This is a genomic window from Shinella sp. R2-11 (assembly GCF_055330205.1).
In genome coordinates this window covers 681,075-697,907 of the sequence record NZ_JBVAPC010000002.1, presented here as the reverse complement: position 1 = coordinate 697,907, position 16,833 = coordinate 681,075, and the positions used below count along the sequence as shown (strand labels likewise).

Annotated in this window: 11 protein-coding genes and 1 other RNA gene; 7 read left to right on the top strand and 5 right to left on the bottom strand. The window is 66.3% G+C overall.

Annotated features, from left to right (window positions below; genetic code table 11):
- Positions 1 to 187: 187 nt before the first annotated feature.
- Positions 188 to 1,336 (top strand): DUF2778 domain-containing protein, encoded by a 1,149-nt coding sequence (locus ACZ1A1_RS08010; protein ID WP_463619453.1) that lies wholly within the window; start codon positions 188 to 190, stop codon positions 1,334 to 1,336.
- 131 nt (positions 1,337 to 1,467) lie between these two features.
- Here ACZ1A1_RS08010 and ACZ1A1_RS08005 read toward each other — a convergent pair whose 3' ends face one another.
- Positions 1,468 to 3,930: an ATP-dependent helicase gene (locus ACZ1A1_RS08005; RefSeq protein ID WP_463619452.1), complete on the bottom strand. Its 2,463-nt coding sequence runs from the start codon at positions 3,928 to 3,930 to the stop codon at positions 1,468 to 1,470.
- Between the two features lie 332 nt (positions 3,931 to 4,262).
- Between ACZ1A1_RS08005 and ACZ1A1_RS08000 the strand changes: the two genes are divergently transcribed.
- The 4 genes from ACZ1A1_RS08000 (at position 4,263) to ACZ1A1_RS07985 (ending at position 13,929) form a co-directional block, all read left to right on the top strand.
- Positions 4,263 to 5,423, top strand: a complete 1,161-nt coding sequence (locus ACZ1A1_RS08000; protein WP_463619451.1) for an efflux RND transporter periplasmic adaptor subunit — start codon at positions 4,263 to 4,265, stop codon at positions 5,421 to 5,423.
- Positions 5,423 to 8,581, top strand: coding sequence for an efflux RND transporter permease subunit (locus ACZ1A1_RS07995; RefSeq protein ID WP_463619450.1), 3,159 nt, complete (start codon positions 5,423 to 5,425; stop codon positions 8,579 to 8,581). Before ACZ1A1_RS08000 ends, ACZ1A1_RS07995 begins: the two co-directional genes overlap by 1 nt.
- Positions 8,582 to 8,676: 95 nt before the next feature.
- Positions 8,677 to 10,098 carry an FAD-binding oxidoreductase gene (locus ACZ1A1_RS07990; RefSeq protein ID WP_463619449.1) on the top strand — a complete coding sequence of 474 codons (1,422 nt, stop codon included), beginning with the start codon at positions 8,677 to 8,679 and terminating at the stop codon, positions 10,096 to 10,098.
- A 42-nt stretch (positions 10,099 to 10,140) separates the two neighbouring features.
- Positions 10,141 to 13,929, top strand: coding sequence for an AsmA family protein (locus ACZ1A1_RS07985; protein WP_463619448.1), 3,789 nt, complete (start codon positions 10,141 to 10,143; stop codon positions 13,927 to 13,929).
- Here ACZ1A1_RS07985 and ACZ1A1_RS07980 read toward each other — a convergent pair.
- The 4 genes from ACZ1A1_RS07980 to ssrA all read right to left on the bottom strand — a co-directional run bounded on the left by ACZ1A1_RS07980 (position 13,922) and on the right by ssrA (position 15,431).
- Complete coding sequence (locus ACZ1A1_RS07980; RefSeq protein ID WP_463619447.1) at positions 13,922 to 14,152, bottom strand: ribbon-helix-helix domain-containing protein; 231 nt, start codon at positions 14,150 to 14,152, stop codon at positions 13,922 to 13,924. The two genes, ACZ1A1_RS07985 and ACZ1A1_RS07980, sit on opposite strands and share 8 nt — an antisense overlap.
- Positions 14,153 to 14,221: 69 nt before the next feature.
- On the bottom strand, positions 14,222 to 14,431 hold the full coding sequence (locus ACZ1A1_RS07975) for a DUF4169 family protein (RefSeq protein WP_463619446.1): 210 nt from the start codon (positions 14,429 to 14,431) through the stop codon (positions 14,222 to 14,224).
- Positions 14,432 to 14,440: 9 nt separating this feature from the next.
- Positions 14,441 to 14,959, bottom strand: coding sequence for an SspB family protein (locus ACZ1A1_RS07970; protein WP_463619445.1), 519 nt, complete (start codon positions 14,957 to 14,959; stop codon positions 14,441 to 14,443).
- Between the two features lie 111 nt (positions 14,960 to 15,070).
- Positions 15,071 to 15,431: a transfer-messenger RNA gene (gene ssrA / locus ACZ1A1_RS07965) on the bottom strand.
- Positions 15,432 to 15,564: 133 nt separating this feature from the next.
- On the opposite strand from ssrA, the gene ACZ1A1_RS07960 reads away from it, so the two are divergent.
- Entirely contained in the window at positions 15,565 to 15,876 is a 312-nt protein-coding gene (locus ACZ1A1_RS07960) for a DUF2853 family protein (RefSeq protein ID WP_119256044.1), read from the top strand.
- An 87-nt stretch (positions 15,877 to 15,963) separates the two neighbouring features.
- Entirely contained in the window at positions 15,964 to 16,758 is a 795-nt protein-coding gene (locus ACZ1A1_RS07955) for a thymidylate synthase (protein ID WP_463619444.1), read from the top strand.
- Positions 16,759 to 16,833 lie beyond the last annotated feature (75 nt).

Genomic DNA, 16,833 nt, shown 5'->3' with positions numbered 1-16,833 from the left:
TCGTCATTCTTTGCTCGTTCGGCAGACACCCGGGACGCGTGATCCCCACTGCCGCCAGCGTAAAGGCCTTCGGACTGTTTTTTCCGCGGCCGCGTCGAGTAACGAGTATCGGGTAACGAGTATCATGGCGTCTGTGTACAATTCCGCGCGTTCCGCGTCGAAATCCCGTGGGGGCCGCTCCGGGGGTATGCTTCTCGGCGCATTGATTGCCTGCGGCGTCATCGCCGGGTCCGCCTGGGCCGTCGTTTCGACGCTCGGTGCGATGCGGGATGCCGCTTCCTCCGTTTCGGAAGGAAAGAAGACCGTCGCCGCTTCCCTTCTCGCCGCCACTGCCGGCATGGAGAAGGGCCAGGCGGCGCGCATGGTCAAGGTCGCGAAATTCTCGCGCCTTTCGCCGCCCTCCGAAAGCGAGATCCGCCAGAAGCAGCTTACCGCCGAGGCGATCCAGGCCGCGCACCAGCGCAAGATTTCCGTGCAGCTGGCTTCCGCCGTCAAGCGCGAGAAGGCCAAGGCCCTGATGCTGGAAGCCGCCTTCGCCCGCGCCGAGCGCTCGGTGGAACAGGAGAAGGCCGTGAGCGGCCAGCCCGCGCTGGTGACGGCGCTGCTGCCCAGTGACGTTTCCGCCCGCAAGGATCTCCAGCCCTTCGGCCTCGTGATGAAGAAGCCGGAAGAGGAGAAGCCCGAGGAGGACATGATCCTCGGTGAAATCCCGCTGCCGGAAGCCCGCCCGGCGCTGGAGACCGTCACCATCGAGCGCAAGCCGGTGGAGGAAAAGCCCGCCACCCGCACCGCCCGCGAGGAAAGCAAGGACAAGGACGACGACAAGGATGTCGCCGCCATCGTCAAGCCGGAGCGCTCGCTCTTCGGCGGCCTCTTCTCGGGCAAGAGCAGCACCGGCTGGCCGGGCAAGGGCACGCGGGTCGCGATCTACGACGTCTCGGCCGCGACCGTCTACATGCCCGACGGCACGAAGCTTCGCGCCCATTCCGGCATCGGCAAGATGCGCGACAACCCGAATTACGAGCATGTGAAGATGAGCGGCCCGACGCCGAAGGGCATCTATCGCTTGAGGATGCGCGAGCAGCGTTTCCACGGCGTCGAGGCGATCCGCATGCTGTCCGTCGACGGGCGCGATCCGAAGAACCGCACGGGCCTGCTCACGCATACCAACCTGCTCCGCAATCAGAAGGGTTCGCACGGCTGCGTCGCCTTCCAGAACTACGAGCCGTTCCTCAATGCCTTCAAGCGCGGCCATGTCACCATGATGGTCGTGGTGCCGGAACTGCCGTCCTCCCGCACGCAGCTCGCCGCGCTCTATCGCAAGGCGGGGGCGTAAGGGAGACCCCTCCCTAAATCCCTCCCCACAAGGGGGAGGGACTTAACGTGCCGCGCCCTCTGCATTCCATTTTGAACGATGAGCAAGCCTCCCGCTGGGCGAAATGCCGGCAGGCAGAGGGGTGACCGGCGTCACACCCGCTCGACGAAGCCGTCGAGCACGCGTTTCTGGCCGGCGCGGTCGAAATCGATCGTCAGCTTGTTGCCCTCGACCGCCGCCACGTTGCCATTGCCGAATTTCAGGTGGAAGACCCGGTCGCCGATCGAAAATTTCGACGGCTCGCTCGTGGTCGACTTGGCGACCAGCTCGCCCTCGATGGTGCGGCCGCGCGGGCCACTCTCGCCGTAGCCGATGCGCTCGACCGCGTGGCCGGAGCGTGAGCCCCAGTTGTCCCGCGTCGCATCCGTGCGGTTCGCCTGCGCGCGCCGCCAGCCGGGTGTCGAATAGGCGTTCTGGAACGGCTCCTGCTTGTCGAAGCGCGACTGGCCGTAGCCGCCGCGGCCGTAACCGCCATAGGATTGCTCCACCTCGGCCACTTCGACATGCGTTTCCGGCAACTCGTCGAGGAAGCGCGAGGGCAGGGTGGATTGCCAGAGGCCATGGATCCGGCGGTTCGAGACGAACCAGATGTGGCAGCGGCGCTTGGCGCGCGTAATGCCGACATAGGCGAGGCGGCGTTCCTCCTCCAGCCCCGAGCGGCCGCCCTCGTCGAGCGCGCGCTGGTGCGGGAAGAGGCCTTCCTCCCAGCCGGGCAGGAAGACGGTCTCGAATTCGAGGCCCTTGGCCGAATGCAGCGTCATGATCGATACGGCGTCGAGGTTCTCGTTCTGCTCGGCGTCCATGACGAGCGAGACGTGCTCCAGGAAGCCGCGCATGGACTCGAAGGCTTCCATCGAGCGGATGAGTTCCTTCAGGTTCTCCAGCCGCCCCGGCGCCTCGGCCGACTTGTCGGCCTGCCACATGGCGGTATAGCCGCTCTCGTCGAGAATCTGCTCGGCAAGCTCGGTATGCGGCATCGTTTCCAGCAGGGATTGCCAGCGGCGGAAATCGGCGACGACGTCGAAGAGCGCCTTGCGCGCCTTCGGCTTCAGTTCGTCCGTCTCGACGATGTCGGCCGCGGCGGCGAGCATAGGGATGTCGCGCGCCCGCGCATAGTCGTGCAGGTTGCGGATCGTCGTGTCGCCGAGGCCGCGTTTGGGCGTATTGACGATGCGTTCGAAGGCGAGGTCGTCGGCCGGCTGGCTGACGAGGCGGAAATAGGCGAGCGCATCGCGAATTTCCAGCCGCTCGTAGAAGCGTGGGCCGCCGATGACGCGGTAGTTGAGGCCGAGCGTGACGAAGCGGTCTTCGAACTCGCGCATCTGGAAGGAGGCGCGCACGAGGATCGCCATGTCGTTCAGCTTGTGCTCCCTGCGCTGGAGCTGCTCGATCTCCTCGCCGACGGCGCGGGCTTCTTCCTCGGAATCCCAGGCGGCGTGCACCACGACCTTGTCGTCGTCGGGATCGTGCCGGTCGGTGAAGAGCGTCTTGCCGAGCCGGTCCTCGTTGTGCGCGATCAGGTGGCCGGCGGCGCCGAGGATATGGGCGGTGGAGCGGTAGTTGCGCTCCAGCTTGATGACCCTGGCGCCCGGAAAATCCTTCTCGAAGCGCAGGATATTGTCGACCTCCGCGCCGCGCCAGCCGTAGATCGACTGGTCGTCGTCGCCGACGCAGCAGACGTTCTGCGGCGTGCCCTTCGGGCGCTGGGCGAGGAGGCGCAGCCACATATATTGCGCGGTGTTGGTGTCCTGGTACTCGTCGACGAGGATGTAGCGGAACTTCTGGTGATATTCCGCCAGCACGTCGGGATTGGCGCGGAACATGCGGATCGGGTGCAACAGCAGGTCGCCGAAGTCGCAGGCGTTCAGCGTCTTCAGGCGGTTCTGGTAGGCGACGTAGAGTTCGCGGCCCTTGCCGTTGGCGAAGGCGCGGGCGTCGCCTTCCGGGATCTGCGCCGGGTCGAGGCCCTTGTTCTTCCAGGTGTCGATCATGCCGGCGAATTGCTTTGCCGGCCACCGCTTGTCGTCGATGCCCTCGGCCTGGAGGATCTGCTTGATGAGGCGCACCACGTCGTCGGTGTCGAGGATCGAGAAATCCGACCTGAGGCCGACGAGTTCGGCGTGACGGCGCAGCAGCTTGACGCCGATGGAGTGGAAGGTACCGAGCCAGGGCATGCCCTCGACGGCGCCGCCGACGAGGAGGCCGATGCGCTCCTTCATCTCGCGCGCCGCCTTGTTGGTGAAGGTCACGGCGAGGAGCTGGCTGGGGAAGGCGCGGCCGGTGGCGAGGATATGGGCGATGCGGGTGGTGAGCACCCGCGTCTTGCCGGTGCCGGCGCCGGCAAGCACCAGAACGGGGCCATCGAGCGTCTCGACCGCCTCGCGCTGCTCGGGATTGAGGCCGGAGAGATAATCCGGCGCCCGGTTGGCATCGCGGGCCGCCATGGCGCGTGCGGCGATGCCGAGGCCGCCGGCCGGCTTTGCCGGCGCCGCGGGCTTGCCGCCGGGCTGCGGGTCCTCGTCGAAGAAGGGAATGTCGTCGTAACCGCTGATCATGCGGCTCAATGTAGTGATTCGGTTCCGAAAGGCCAGTTTTCCGTTCTGCTTTTATTCCGCGGGGAAGAACGAGGGCCGAAAGATTGTGGAAACCGTAGCCGTCCGGGCCCTTGCGAGGCCGCCGGCGGAGACGTCGCCCCCATCGAGCGAGGGAAGGTCGGGCATGGCGGATTTCTCCACCTTTTCTTACATTTCGGTAACAGACCGGCCCGGCTATCTTACAATTTCGTAATGATCGTACTCTTTCATTGCCGGTTCATTTCCAAAGCGGGATACTTGCCCTATGTCGCGTCGCAACAGGCGACGTTTCGCTTCCATCGGAGAGAGTGTGCATGCGGGTTTGGAAACAGCTCCTCATCAGCTTCGGCGTGATCGCGGCCGGGGTATTGCTTTGGGGGCGCTTCGTTCCGGGAGCGAACGGCATGCTGGAGGCCGCGGGCCTGCCCGGCGGGCTCGTCGCCGCCATCGCGCCGGCCGGTGACGGCAAGGCCGAGGGCGAGAAGGAAGGCGGCGAACGCCGCGGTTTCGGCGGCGGCCCGACGCTCGTCGCCACCAGGCCCGTCGCCATGGCCGTCGTCAACGACCGGCTGAACGCCATCGGCGACGGCGAGGCGATCCGCACCGTGACGGTCACGCCCTATTCGACCGGAAACCTGACGGAAGTCCTCGTCGAATCCGGCGAGCGCGTGGAGCAGGGGCAGGTGATCGCCCGGCTCGACAGCGACGAGCAGAAGATCGCCGCCGATCAGGCGCGCGTCGCGCGCGACAGCGCGGAGCAGAAGCTCAAGCGCATCCAGAACCTGCGCTCCTCCACCAGCCTTGCCGACCTGCAGGATGCCGAGACCGCGCTGAAGGCGGCGGAGCTCGCCCTCAGGAATGCGGAACTGACGCTCCGCCGCCGCGACATCACCGCGCCCTATGGCGGCGTGGTCGGCATCATCTCGGTCAATCCGGGCGATTACGTCACCACCGCCTCGGCGATCGCCCGCATCGACGACCGCTCGGAAATCCTCGTCGACTACTGGGTGCCGGAGCGCTTCGCCACCAGCGTGCGCGTCGGCAGCGACCTGACGGCGACGGCCGTCGCGCGACCGGGCGAGACCTTCACCGGCAAGATCCAGGCCGTCGACAACCGCATCGAGCAGGAAAGCCGGACGCTGCGGGTGCGGGCGCGCATCAGCAATCCCGAGGACGTGCTGCGCGCCGGCATGTCCTTCCAGGTGAACATGCGTTTCGAGGGCGATTTCTATCCGAGCGTCGATCCGCTCGCGATCCAGTGGAGCGCCGACGGCTCCTATATCTGGAAGCTCAAGGGCGACACGGTCGAGCGCGTGCCGGTCCATATCGTCCAGCGCAATCCCGACAAGGTGCTGGTGAAGGCCGCGCTTGCCGAGGGCGACGCCGTCGTCACGGAAGGCGTGCAGACGCTGCGCCCGGGCGGCGCGGTGCGCACGGCCGAGGAGCAGACCCCCGCCGTGACGGAGGGCTCGTGATGTCGGGGGAGGCAGGCGGGCTCAACGATACCGGCAAGGCTGGCTTTACCGCTCTCTTCATCCGGCGGCCGATCTTCGCCCTCGTCCTCAACACGCTGATCGTCGTCGCCGGCCTTGCCGCCTTCAACGGCGTGGAGATCCGCGAGCTTCCCTCCGTCGACCAGCCGGTCATCAGCGTGTCGACCACCTTCGACGGCGCTTCGCCCGAGACGGTGGACCGCGAGCTGACCGACGTCATCGAGGGCGCGGTCTCCCGCGTGCAGGGCATCAAGGACATTTCCGCGGTCTCCTCCTTCGCCCGCAGCCGCGTGACGCTGCAATTCTCGGATACGACGGACGTCAACCAGGCCGCCAACGACGTGCGCGACGCGCTCGGCCGCGTGACGAACCAGCTCCCCGACGGCGCAGAGGAGCCGCGCGTCGTCAAGGCCGACGCGGACAGCCAGCCGATCATGCGGCTTGCGCTGACCTCCGACACGCAGTCGCTCGAAGACCTGACGTTGCTCGCCGAGAACGAGATCACCGACCGTCTCGCCTCGGTCGAAGGGGTCGCGGATGTCGTCGTCTATGGCGACCAGGAGAAGATCTTCCGCGTCGACGTCGACCAGTCGAAGCTTGCCGCGCGCGGCCTGACGGTGGCGGACCTGCGCAATGCGCTGGCGACCGCCGCCTTCGACGTGCCGGCCGGCTCGCTGAAGAGCCGCAGCCAGGACATCACGGTGCGTGCGACGGCCGACCTTGCCAAGCCCTCCGACTTCGAGAACCTGATCCTCAAGAACCGCGTTCGCCTCGGCGACATCGCCATGGTGACGCTGGGGCCGGACGAGGGCTCGACGGCGCTGCGTTCCAACGGCCGCCAGGGCATCGGCCTCGGCATCATCCGCCAGGCGCAGTCCAACACGCTCGACATTTCCGAGGGCGTGAAGCAGATGGTGTCGCGCCTCGGCACCGTTCTGCCCGAGGGCACCCAGCTCAAGATCACCAGCGACGACGCCGTCTTCATCGACGGCGCCATCCACGAGGTGGAGATCGCGCTCGTCGTCGCCGTGCTGATCGTGACGCTCGTCATCTATCTCTTCCTGCTCGACTGGCGCGCGACGCTCATTCCGACGATCAGCATGCCCATCGCGCTGATCGGCACGATCGCGGCCATCTACATGGCCGGCTTCTCGGTCAACATCCTGACGCTGCTCGCCATCGTGCTGGCGACGGGCCTCGTGGTGGACGACGCCATCGTGGTGCTGGAAAACATCGTGCGCCGGCGCGCCGAGGGGTTGAAGCCGCGCGCGGCGGCGATCCATGGCACGCTCGAAGTGTTCTTCGCCGTCATCGCGACGACCGCGACGCTCGCCGCCGTCTTCGTGCCGCTCTCGTTCCTGCCGGGGCAGGCGGGGCGTCTCTTCCGCGAATTCGGTTTCGTGCTGGCCTTCGCCGTGCTGCTTTCCTCCTTCGTGGCGCTGACGCTCTGCCCGATGCTCGCCTCGCGCATGCTGACCAAGGAGGTCAAGCACGAGCATACCGGCATCCTCGCCCGCATCGGCGGGGCGGCCTCGCGCTTCTACCGCTCGACGCTGAGCGCCTGCCTCGGCGCGCCCTTCGTCGTCTTCCTCGTGGCGCTGCTCTTCACGGCGGCGGGGGCGACCTCGTTCTTCACGATCAAGTCAGAGCTGACGCCGAGCGAGGACCGGTCGATGGTCATGCTGCGCGTGAACGCGCCGCAGGGTGTGTCGCTCGATTATGCGCAGGACCAGATGAAGCTGATCGAGAACAAGCTGCGTCCGCTCTACGACGGCGGCGAGATCGTCAACATCTTCTCCATCTCGGGACAGGGCGGCTCGACGAACAGCGGCTTCATGGTGCTGACGCTGGCGCCGTGGAGCGAGCGCGACCGCACGCAGCAGCAGATCGTGCAGGACATCAATACCGCCGTGGCGACGGTGCCCTCCGTGCGCGCCTTCACCATGCAGCCGAACAGCCTCGGCATCCGCGGCGCCGGCAACGGCCTGCAGGTGGCGCTCGTCGGCAACGACTATACCAAGCTCGGCAATGCGGCGGCCGAACTCGTGCGCAAGATCGAGGACAGCGGCCGCTTCCAGAACGTGCGCCTCAACTACGAGGCCAACCAGGCGCAGCTTTCGGTGACGATCGACCGCGAGCGCGCCGCCGATCTCGGCATCGACATCACCGGTCTTTCGGCCGCGCTGCAGGCGATGCTGGAGGGCACCAGCGTCGTCGACGTCTATGTCGAGGGGCAGGCCTATCCGGTGAAGCTCTCCTCCACGACGACGCCGATCAACGATCCGATGGACCTCGAGAACATCTTCCTCAAGACCGGCGACGGCAAGATCGTGCCGATGTCCTCCATCGCCTCGCTCGAGGAAAAGGCCGTGGCGCCGCAGCTCTCGCGCGAGCAGCAGCTTCGCGCTGTCTCGCTTTCCGCCGGCCTCAAGGACGGGCTGGCGCTCGGCGATGCGCTGAAGATGGTGCAGGACATGGCCGAGCCGCTGCTGCCGGAGGGCTCGCGCCTGCTGCCGATGGCGGAAGCGGCGACGCTGCAGGAGAATTCGAGCGGCCTCATCGTCACCTTCGGCTTCGCCATCGCCATCATCTTCCTCGTATTGTCGGCGCAGTTCGAAAGCTTCGTCAGCTCCATCATCATCATGGTGACGGTGCCGCTCGGCCTTGCCTGCGCCGTGTTCGCGATGATCCTGACGGGGACGACGCTCAACATCTACAGCCAGATCGGCCTCGTGCTGCTCGTCGGCATCATGGCGAAGAACGGCATCCTCATCGTGGAATTCGCCAACCAGCTCCGCGACCGCGGGCAGGATATCCGCAGCGCCATCGAGAACGCCTCGAACATCCGCCTGCGTCCCGTGCTGATGACGATGATCGCCACCGTCGTCGGCGCGGTGCCGCTGGTGCTGGCAAGCGGGGCGGGTGCGGAAGCCCGCATCTCGCTCGGCTGGGTGCTCGTCGGCGGCCTCGGCCTTGCGACGGTGGTGACGCTGTACCTGACGCCGGTCGCCTATCTCGTGATCGCCCGCTTCACCAGCCCCCACGCCGACGAGGAAAAGCGCCTTGCCGCCGAGCTGGAGCATGCGCGCATGCTCGCAAAGGGCGATGAGGCCGAGGTCCTGCCGCTGGCGGCCGAGTGATCGTCGCCGGCAAAGGTGGCGACAAGCCGATATTGCGGCTGGACAGCCGGGCGGCAATTTGCTGAGTAAATCCCCACGAATGTGAGGACGTTACGATGGCATTGGCGGATATCAGGACCGGGGCGCGCAACGAAGCTGGCATTGCCGAGGCGCTCGCGCGCCTTGCGGAGCGCTTCGGGCCGCGATTGCAGACGGGCGAGGCGATGCGTGCCCAGCACGCGCATACCACCACCTATATTCCCGCCCAGCTTCCCGACGGGGTCGTCTTCGTGGAGAATGCCGAGGAGGTGAAGGCTGTCGTCGGCCTTTGCGCCGAACTCAAGGTGCCGGTCGTTCCCTTCGGCACGGGCTCCTCGCTGGAGGGGCAGGTGAACGCGCCCGAGGGCGGCATTTCCATCGATTTCAGCAACATGAAGCGCGTGCTTGAGGTCAATGCCGAGGACCTCGATTGCACGGTCGAGCCCGGCATCACCCGCGAGGAGCTGAACCTCTACCTGCGCGACACCGGCCTTTTCTTCCCCATCGATCCCGGCGCCAATGCCTCGATCGGCGGCATGGCCTCGACGCGTGCCTCCGGCACCAATGCGGTGCGCTACGGCACGATGAAGGACAACGTGCTTGCCGTGACCGCCGTGACGGCGACGGGCGAGGAGATCCGCACCGCCCGCCGTGCCAGGAAGTCCTCGGCCGGCTACGATCTCACCCGCCTCTTCGTCGGCGCGGAGGGCACGCTCGGTGTCCTGACCTCGGTCACGCTGCGCCTCCAGGGCATTCCCGCGGTGATCGCCGGCGGCATCTGTGGTTTTCCGACGCTGAAGGACGCCTGCAATGCGGTGATCATGACGATTCAGCTCGGCATTCCCGTCGCACGCATCGAGCTGCTCAACACGCTGCAGATCAAGGCGTGCAACGCCTATTCGGGTCTCACCCTGCCGGAGCAGCCGACGCTCTTCCTCGAATTCCACGGCAATGAGGAAAATGTCCGGCTGCAATCGGAGGAGTTCGGCGCCATTGCGGCCGAATGCGGCGGCGGCACGTTCCAGTGGACGGCGGACGCGGAGGAGCGCGCCAGGCTCTGGAAGGCACGGCACAATGTCTACTGGGCGTCCAAGGCGCTGCATCCCGGCTATGCCGCCATCGCGACGGATGTCTGCGTGCCGATCTCCCGGCTGGCCGACTGCGTGGCCGAGACGGAACGGGACATCGAGGAGCACGGCCTGCTGGCGCCCATCGTCGGCCATGCCGGCGACGGCAATTTCCATGTCAGCCTGATCTTCGACGACACGGACGCGGCGCAGATCGCCGGGGTCGAGGCCTTCGTCACCCGGCTCAATGCGCGCGCGCTCGCCATGGACGGCACCTGCACGGGCGAACACGGCATCGGGCAGGGCAAGCAGGCCTTCCTGCCGGGCGAGCTCGGCGGCGCCGTGCATCTGATGCGGCAGATCAAGCAGGCGCTCGACCCCGACAACATTCTCAACCCCGGCAAGATTTTTTCGACCCTGCCGGAGAATTAGACGCTATCGTGAAGCGATTGAACGGAATTCGAGGCTTGCGGCGTGCTTTCTAGGATCGGGCTCTTTGTCGGCGGCGTGGTGGTCGTGGCGCTGTTCGCGGCGCTGCTTGCCCCGCTCTTCGTCGACTGGACCAGTTTCCGGCAGGATTTCGAGCGCGAGGCGAGCCGCATCATGGGCCGTCCCGTCACCGTGCATGGCAGCGTCGATGCGCGGCTGCTGCCGTTTCCCTCCGTCACGCTGAGCGACGTGCGCGTCGGCGCGCCGGAGGACGGCGAGCCGCTGGTGGAGGTGGCGCGCTTTTCCATGGATGCGGAGCTTGCGCCGTTCCTTTCCGGCGAGGCGCTGATCTTCGACATGCGCATCGAGGAGCCGAAGGCACGCGTCAAGCTGTTTTCCGACGGCACGCTCGACTGGGCGCGCGGCCTGAAATCCGACATTCCCGCCAAGACGGTCATCCTCGAAAACGTCGCGATCACCGGCGGCGAGATCGAATTCGTCGACGAGCAGACCGGTCGCACGCGGCATGTCACCGGCCTCGATGCGCAGGTTTCGGCCAAGTCGCTCGGCGGGCCGTGGCGCATCGACGGGCGCGCGGCGCTCGACGGCGAGACCGGCGCATTCCAGCTCGCGAGCGGGCAGGTGGAGAGCGGCGAGCTCTCGATGCGCGCCCGCATCGTGCCGGACCGGCTGTCCTTCAGCGCCGATCTCGACGGCGTGCTGAAGGTGGTGGACTTCCGCCCGCAATACCAGGGCGGCTTCACGCTCGCGGAAAAGCCGCGTCCCAAGGGCGAGGCGACGGCCGATCCGATCCGCGTCGCCGGAAAGTTCGAGCTTTCGAACGAGCGCATCCGCGTTCCCGAATACCGGCTGGAGGCCGGGCCGCAGGACGATCCCTATGTGGTGACCGGCGAGGCGACGCTCGATACCGGCCGCGCGCCCGAATTCCTGCTGATCGCCGATGGCCAGCAGATCGATGTCAGCCGCATCGGCAACAAGGGAGAGGGCGGCAAGACCGGCCGCAACCCGCAGGTCTCCGCCCGCCAGCGGCTCCAGGCGCTACTGGCGATCGCCGCCGATATCCCCATTCCGCAGGTGCCGGGGCGGGCAAGCCTGTTCCTGCCCGCCGTGGTCGTGGGGGACACGACGGTGCGCGAGATCCGCCTCGATGTGAAGCCGGACGGCAACAGCTGGCGGATCGACCGCGCGGATGCGCAATTGCCCGGCCGCACCGCGCTGGAGGCCAAGGGCCGCCTGACGCTCCGGAGCAATCGCGGCTTCGTCGGCAACCTGCTGGTGGCCTCCAACCAGCCGTCCGGCCTTGCCGCCTGGCTGGCCGGTTCCGTCGATCCGGAAATCCGCAAGCTGAAGACTGCGGGCTTTTCGGCCGACGTGAACCTCACCGACGATTTGCAGCGTTTCGAAAACCTCGAAATCGCCGTGGACGGCGCCTCGCTCACCGGCCGGCTGGAGCGCGAATCCCGCGCCGACGCGGCCCCGACGCTTTCGCTGCAACTGCGCGGCGACGAGGTGGAGCTGGATTCGCTGCAGGCCCTTGCCGGGCTCTTTGCCGGCGACGCCTCGCTGCCGGCCGTGCTCGGCCATTCCATCGCACTCGACATCAAGGCGGATCGTCTGCACGCCTTCGGCGAGAGCGCCGACGGGGTCGAGGCCGTGCTGTCTGCCAAGGACGGGATTTTCACCCTCAGCCGCTTCGATGTCGCCTCGCTCGCGGGTGCTGCGCTTTCGGCGAACGGCACGCTCGGCGGCACGTTGACCGAGCCGAGCGCCGGGCTCGACGTGACGCTCAAGGCGGATGCCATGCAGCCCGTCGCCGATCTCCTGGCGCGCCACCTCCCGGCCCATCCGCTGCTCACCCGTTTCGTCGCCAATGCCGGCTACTACGACAATGCGAACCTGTCGCTGCGCGCCGCCGTTTCCGGGGAGGAGGATGGTCCCGCCACCTTCACGCTCGCGGGGCCGGTCAATGACGGGCGCGTCGATCTCAAGCTCTCGGCGTCCGGTCTTGCGCAGCTTCTGGAAGGGCGCGGCTTCAAGCTGGAGGGCAGCCTCTTCAATCCGCAATCCGTGGTGCTGGCCGGGCAGATGGGCCTCGATCCGCTTCCCTTCGATGCCGATCCCGACGGCAGCGTCACCTTCAGCGTCGACCAGCCGGAGGAGGGGGCGGCAACGGTCTCGGCGGCGTTCAATGCCGGCAAGACGTCGATCTCGGCCAAGGGCACGGCGGCGCTTTCTGCGGCGAATTTCCTGACGGGGGCGCTCACCCTTTCGGCGAAGAGCGACGATATCGAGCCCTATCTGATGATGAACGGCATCGCATTGCCGCAGGGCGGCGCGGGGCTGCCGCTGACCTTGCAGGCATCGGTCGACACCAGCGCTGAAGCCGTCGCCATCACGGATATCGCCGGCGAGGCCGACCGCAACGGCTTTTCCGGCGGGCTGACGCTCGATCGGACGGCGCCGACGCTTGCCGGGACCGGCGCCCTTCGATTCGATACCCTCGACTTCGCCTTCCTTGCCGAGGCCGTGGCGGGGCCCGTGACCGATGCTGCGGAAGGCGGGCTCAATGCCGCGCCGCTCGGCCAGCCGCTGCTTGAGAATGCGGACCTCGCCGTGGCGCTCGAGGCCGGCGCGTTCTGGCCGGGGCTCTACGGCGCGGTGGAGGGCTTCAAGGGCAATCTCGCCTGGAAGGGCGGTGAGCTGACGCTGACGGACATGGCCGGCGACTGGCTGGGCGGCAAGCTTTCGGGCCGCCTCAAGGTGGCGAATTCCGAGGAGAACGGGTTGTTCGAGGCGCGGGCAGCGCTTTCCGGGGCCGATCTGTCGAAGATCGTCTGGGCGAGCCCCGACAGCGCGGTCGCGGGCGGCAAGGCGGATGTGACGCTTGCCGTGGACGCGTCCGGCAAGAGCGTGCGGGCCATGGCCGAAGGGGCGAGCGGTTCGGGCGAGGCGCGGGTGGCCGATTTCGTGGTGCGCGGCATCGATACCGGGGCGTTCCCCTCGCTGCTTTCGGCCGCGGACCGGATCGAAGGCGATGTCACGCCCGAGCGGGTCGCCGGCTTTGCCGCGGATGCCGTGCTGAAAGGCGAGGCAGCGCTGGGGACCGTGCGCATTCCCTTCGCGCTCGCCAGCGGCAAGCTGCGCGTCCAGAACGTGACGGCGGAAGACGGCAAGGCGGCGCTTTCCGGCGATGCGGATATCGACCTTGCCGACGAGACCATGACCGGCCGGCTCGCTGTGACCTACAAGGCCGGCGAGGAGGCGCTCGCCGGGGCGGAGCCGGAAGTGGCGCTCGGCTATCGCGGCCTTGTGGAAGCGCCTGGCGTCGAGCTCGATGTCCAGCCGCTTGCCAATTACCTGTCGCTGCGCCGTTTCGAGACGGAGCGGCGGCGCGTGGAGACGCTGCAGGCCAACGTGCTGGAGAAGCAGCGCCTGCGCCGGGAGGCCGCGCTTTATCGCGCACGCGCCGAGGCGCGCGCGGCGGAGGCCGAGGCGGCGCGGCTGCGGATGGAGGAGGAAGAGCGCCTGCGCGCCGAAGCGCGCGCGCGGGCCGAGCAGGAGCGCGCCGCGCAGGCTGCCGAAGAGGCAAAGCGCAAGGCTGCCGAGGATGCGCGCCGGGAGGCGGAAGCGCAGGAGCAGGCAAGACGCCTTGCAGAACAGAAGGCCGCCGAGGAAGCGCGCAAGGCCGAAGAGGAGGCCGCGCGCCGACGCCTGCCGGTCTCGCCGGAGGAAGGCGTCGAGCGCGGCGGCGAGTTGCCGCCCGTCGGCAATGGGCAAAGCCTGAATTTCGACGCGCTGCCCGGCGTCAATTGAGCGGGGCGTCGCCCGCCCGCTGCTTCAGCCATTGCAGGACGAAGAGACGCAGCGCCGAGGACAGGTTGCCCTCGACGCCGCGCGCATCGTCGATCTCCCTGAGAAGCGCGGCCAGCGGCATGGAGCGCGCGTCCGCGATGCGTTTCAGCTCGTCATGGAATGCCGGTTCGAGCGAGAAGCTCGTGCGGTGGCCATGCAGCGTGGTGGAATATTTGCGGATCATGCCGTCCTCACAGGATGATTCAGGCCGTTGGCAGATCGATTCCGGGGATGCCGGCAAGGTGCTGGGATATCAGCCTTTTTCGCCGTCCTGAGCATCGCCGGGCCGCTCGATGCGGCCCTGCTCCAGCGTCTTTTCCGCCTTTTCGTTCAGCGCGCGCGTCAGGGATTTCTCCGCCTTCGTGCGGCCGAAGGCGACGCGGTTCTGCTCGGCCTGCTTCTCCTTGTCGGAGCGTGCCTTCTGCTTGCGGAACCGGCGGAGATTGACGACGTCGCCGCTCATCGGAAAGGCTCAGTTCTTCTTGCGGAAGGAATCGAGCGAGACGACGGAGCCGCCCTTGTTGTCGCCGCCGCCGGTCGGGGGCGCCGGCTCATCGGCGGCATCCTCGGCCTTTTCCGGCGCGGCGGGATAGGCCGTCACCTCGGCGGAATGATCCTCTTCCTCCTCGACCGCCGGCACGTCGAATTCCAGTTCGAAGCTGACGGACGGATCGTAGAAGCCGCGGATGGCATTGAAGGGGATGACGAGCTTTTCCGGCGTATCGGAGAAGGAGAGGCCGATCTCGAAGAGGCTCTCGGTGACCTTGAGGTCCCAGAACTGGTGCTGGATGACGATGGTCATCTGCTCGGCATATTTCGCCTTGAGGTGCTGCGAGATGCGCACGCCGGGGGCGTTGGTCAGGAAGGTGATGAAGAAATGGTGCTCACCGGGCAAATGGCCCGTGACCGCAACTTCGGACAGAACCTTGCGAATGACGCTGCGCAGCGCGTCCTGGGCGAGAATGTCGTAGCGAATGTGGTCTTGCGCCATCCGTTCCTGTCTTTCTTGCTGCCCTTGTATTCAGGCATTCTTCGTTCAATCTCATGCCCTGCGGCACGAGTCATCTGGGACAGCTATAGACCATTTCAAGGGATTGGAGAAGGTGAAGGCTTCTGTTGCCAGGTGCCTTCGGACCCCGCCTGCCGGTGCGACCCGTCAGGACTTTGAGTGAAGTGTCACACCGCCATTAGGCAGCGAGACGAGCTTCCGCATAGTTGTCGTTTGCAACTACAAGTTTAGCCCGATAACGGTGGTACAATGCCGAGCAAAAAGTCGATCTTTACGCCCTTGTCGATCCTATTTCGCCCCCATCAAAAGCCGGTCCGTCGAAATCGACCGGTTTTTGGTGGAGGCGCCGGGTACCGCCCCCGGGTCCAATGGGTTTATTACACCGCCCGTTTATTGCCATAGCTGCCGAAGCAGCACTTCACATATAGGCGCTCCCGGTGCGCAAGAAAAGGGTTTTGTGAATGGGATTTTGCCACGGGGCCGGGCAGGCGTTCATTAGCGCTTGACTTGCCGCCATGCGTTGAAAAACATGGGCATGCGGCGGGACCCCATGACGGCGGCAGCCGAACGACCGTAGAGGAGACACCATGACCGACTATCTCGCAGATGTCCGCAAGTATGACAGCGGTGCCGACGAGGCCATCGTCAAGAAGATCGTGAGCCATCTGGGCATCGCCCTGCGCAACCGCGACTCCTCGCTCGTCTCCTGCTCGGATCCGGAAGAACTGAACCGCGTGAAGGAAAAGTGGTGCGGCAAGAAGCTCGGCATCACGGGCGACGCCGCCGACAAGGCCGTCGAGGCCGTCTGCAAGGCGATGGCCGACGACCGCTCCAAGTCGCGCGTGACCTTCTACTATCTCACCGCCAAGGAACTCGGAAAGCTCGGCGCGCTCGCCTGAGGAAAGCCGGGAAAATCCCATTTCGCCCTTTGGCCGCCGCCGCTTCGGCTCTAGTATCGAACGCTGGACAACGAATCGGCGGCGACCATGCAGCAGTATCTCGACCTTCTCGCCCATGTGATGGAAAACGGCACCGACCGGGGTGACCGGACCGGTACCGGCACGCGCGGCGTCTTCGGCTACCAGATGCGCTTCGACCTTTCCGAAGGTTTCCCGGTGCTGACCACCAAGAAGCTGCACCTGCGCTCCATCATCCACGAGCTGCTGTGGTTCCTGAAGGGCGACACGAACATCGCCTATCTGCGCGAGAACGGCGTCACCATCTGGGACGAATGGGCCGACGGGAACGGCGACCTCGGTCCGGTCTACGGCTACCAGTGGCGCTCCTGGCCGACCCATGACGGCCGGCATCTCGACCAGATCGTCGCCGTCCTCGACAGCATCCGCAACAATCCGAATTCCCGACGGCACATCGTCTCGGCCTGGAACCCGGCGCTGGTCGACGAGATGGCGCTGCCGCCCTGCCATTGCCTCTTCCAGTTCTACGTAGCGGACGGCAAGCTCTCCTGCCAGCTCTACCAGCGCTCCGCCGACATTTTCCTCGGCGTGCCCTTCAATATCGCCTCCTATGCGCTGCTGACCATGATGGTCGCGCAGGTGAGCGGGCTGCAGCCGGGCGACTTCGTGCACACGCTGGGCGACGCCCATATCTATTCCAACCATTTCGAGCAGGTGCGCGAGCAGATGAAGCGCCGGCCGAAGCCCTTGCCCTTCATGAAGATCAATCCCGATGTGAAGGACCTTTTCTCCTTCAAATTCGAGGACTTCACCCTGATCAGCTACGAAGCCGATTCAAATATCAAGGCGCCCATCGCCGTCTGACTAAGCACATCTCCTTGCCTGACATCGCCAAACTTGTTCGATAGTGGAGAACGTCTAGCGGGGCTGGCAGAATTT

Excerpts from the sequence above, each read along its gene's own strand:
- ACZ1A1_RS08010 (WP_463619453.1), top strand. The coding sequence starts at position 188 with ATGCTTCTCGGCGCATTGATTGCCTGCGGCGTCATCGCCGGGTCCGCC.
- ACZ1A1_RS08005 (WP_463619452.1), bottom strand. The coding sequence starts at position 3,930 with ATGATCAGCGGTTACGACGACATTCCCTTCTTCGACGAGGACCCGCAG.
- ACZ1A1_RS08000 (WP_463619451.1), top strand. The coding sequence starts at position 4,263 with ATGCGGGTTTGGAAACAGCTCCTCATCAGCTTCGGCGTGATCGCGGCC.
- ACZ1A1_RS07995 (WP_463619450.1), top strand. The coding sequence starts at position 5,423 with ATGTCGGGGGAGGCAGGCGGGCTCAACGATACCGGCAAGGCTGGCTTT.
- ACZ1A1_RS07990 (WP_463619449.1), top strand. The coding sequence starts at position 8,677 with ATGGCATTGGCGGATATCAGGACCGGGGCGCGCAACGAAGCTGGCATT.
- ACZ1A1_RS07980 (WP_463619447.1), bottom strand. The coding sequence starts at position 14,152 with ATGATCCGCAAATATTCCACCACGCTGCATGGCCACCGCACGAGCTTC.
- ACZ1A1_RS07975 (WP_463619446.1), bottom strand. The coding sequence starts at position 14,431 with ATGAGCGGCGACGTCGTCAATCTCCGCCGGTTCCGCAAGCAGAAGGCA.
- ACZ1A1_RS07970 (WP_463619445.1), bottom strand. The coding sequence starts at position 14,959 with ATGGCGCAAGACCACATTCGCTACGACATTCTCGCCCAGGACGCGCTG.
- ACZ1A1_RS07960 (WP_119256044.1), top strand. The coding sequence starts at position 15,565 with ATGACCGACTATCTCGCAGATGTCCGCAAGTATGACAGCGGTGCCGAC.
- ACZ1A1_RS07955 (WP_463619444.1), top strand. The coding sequence starts at position 15,964 with ATGCAGCAGTATCTCGACCTTCTCGCCCATGTGATGGAAAACGGCACC.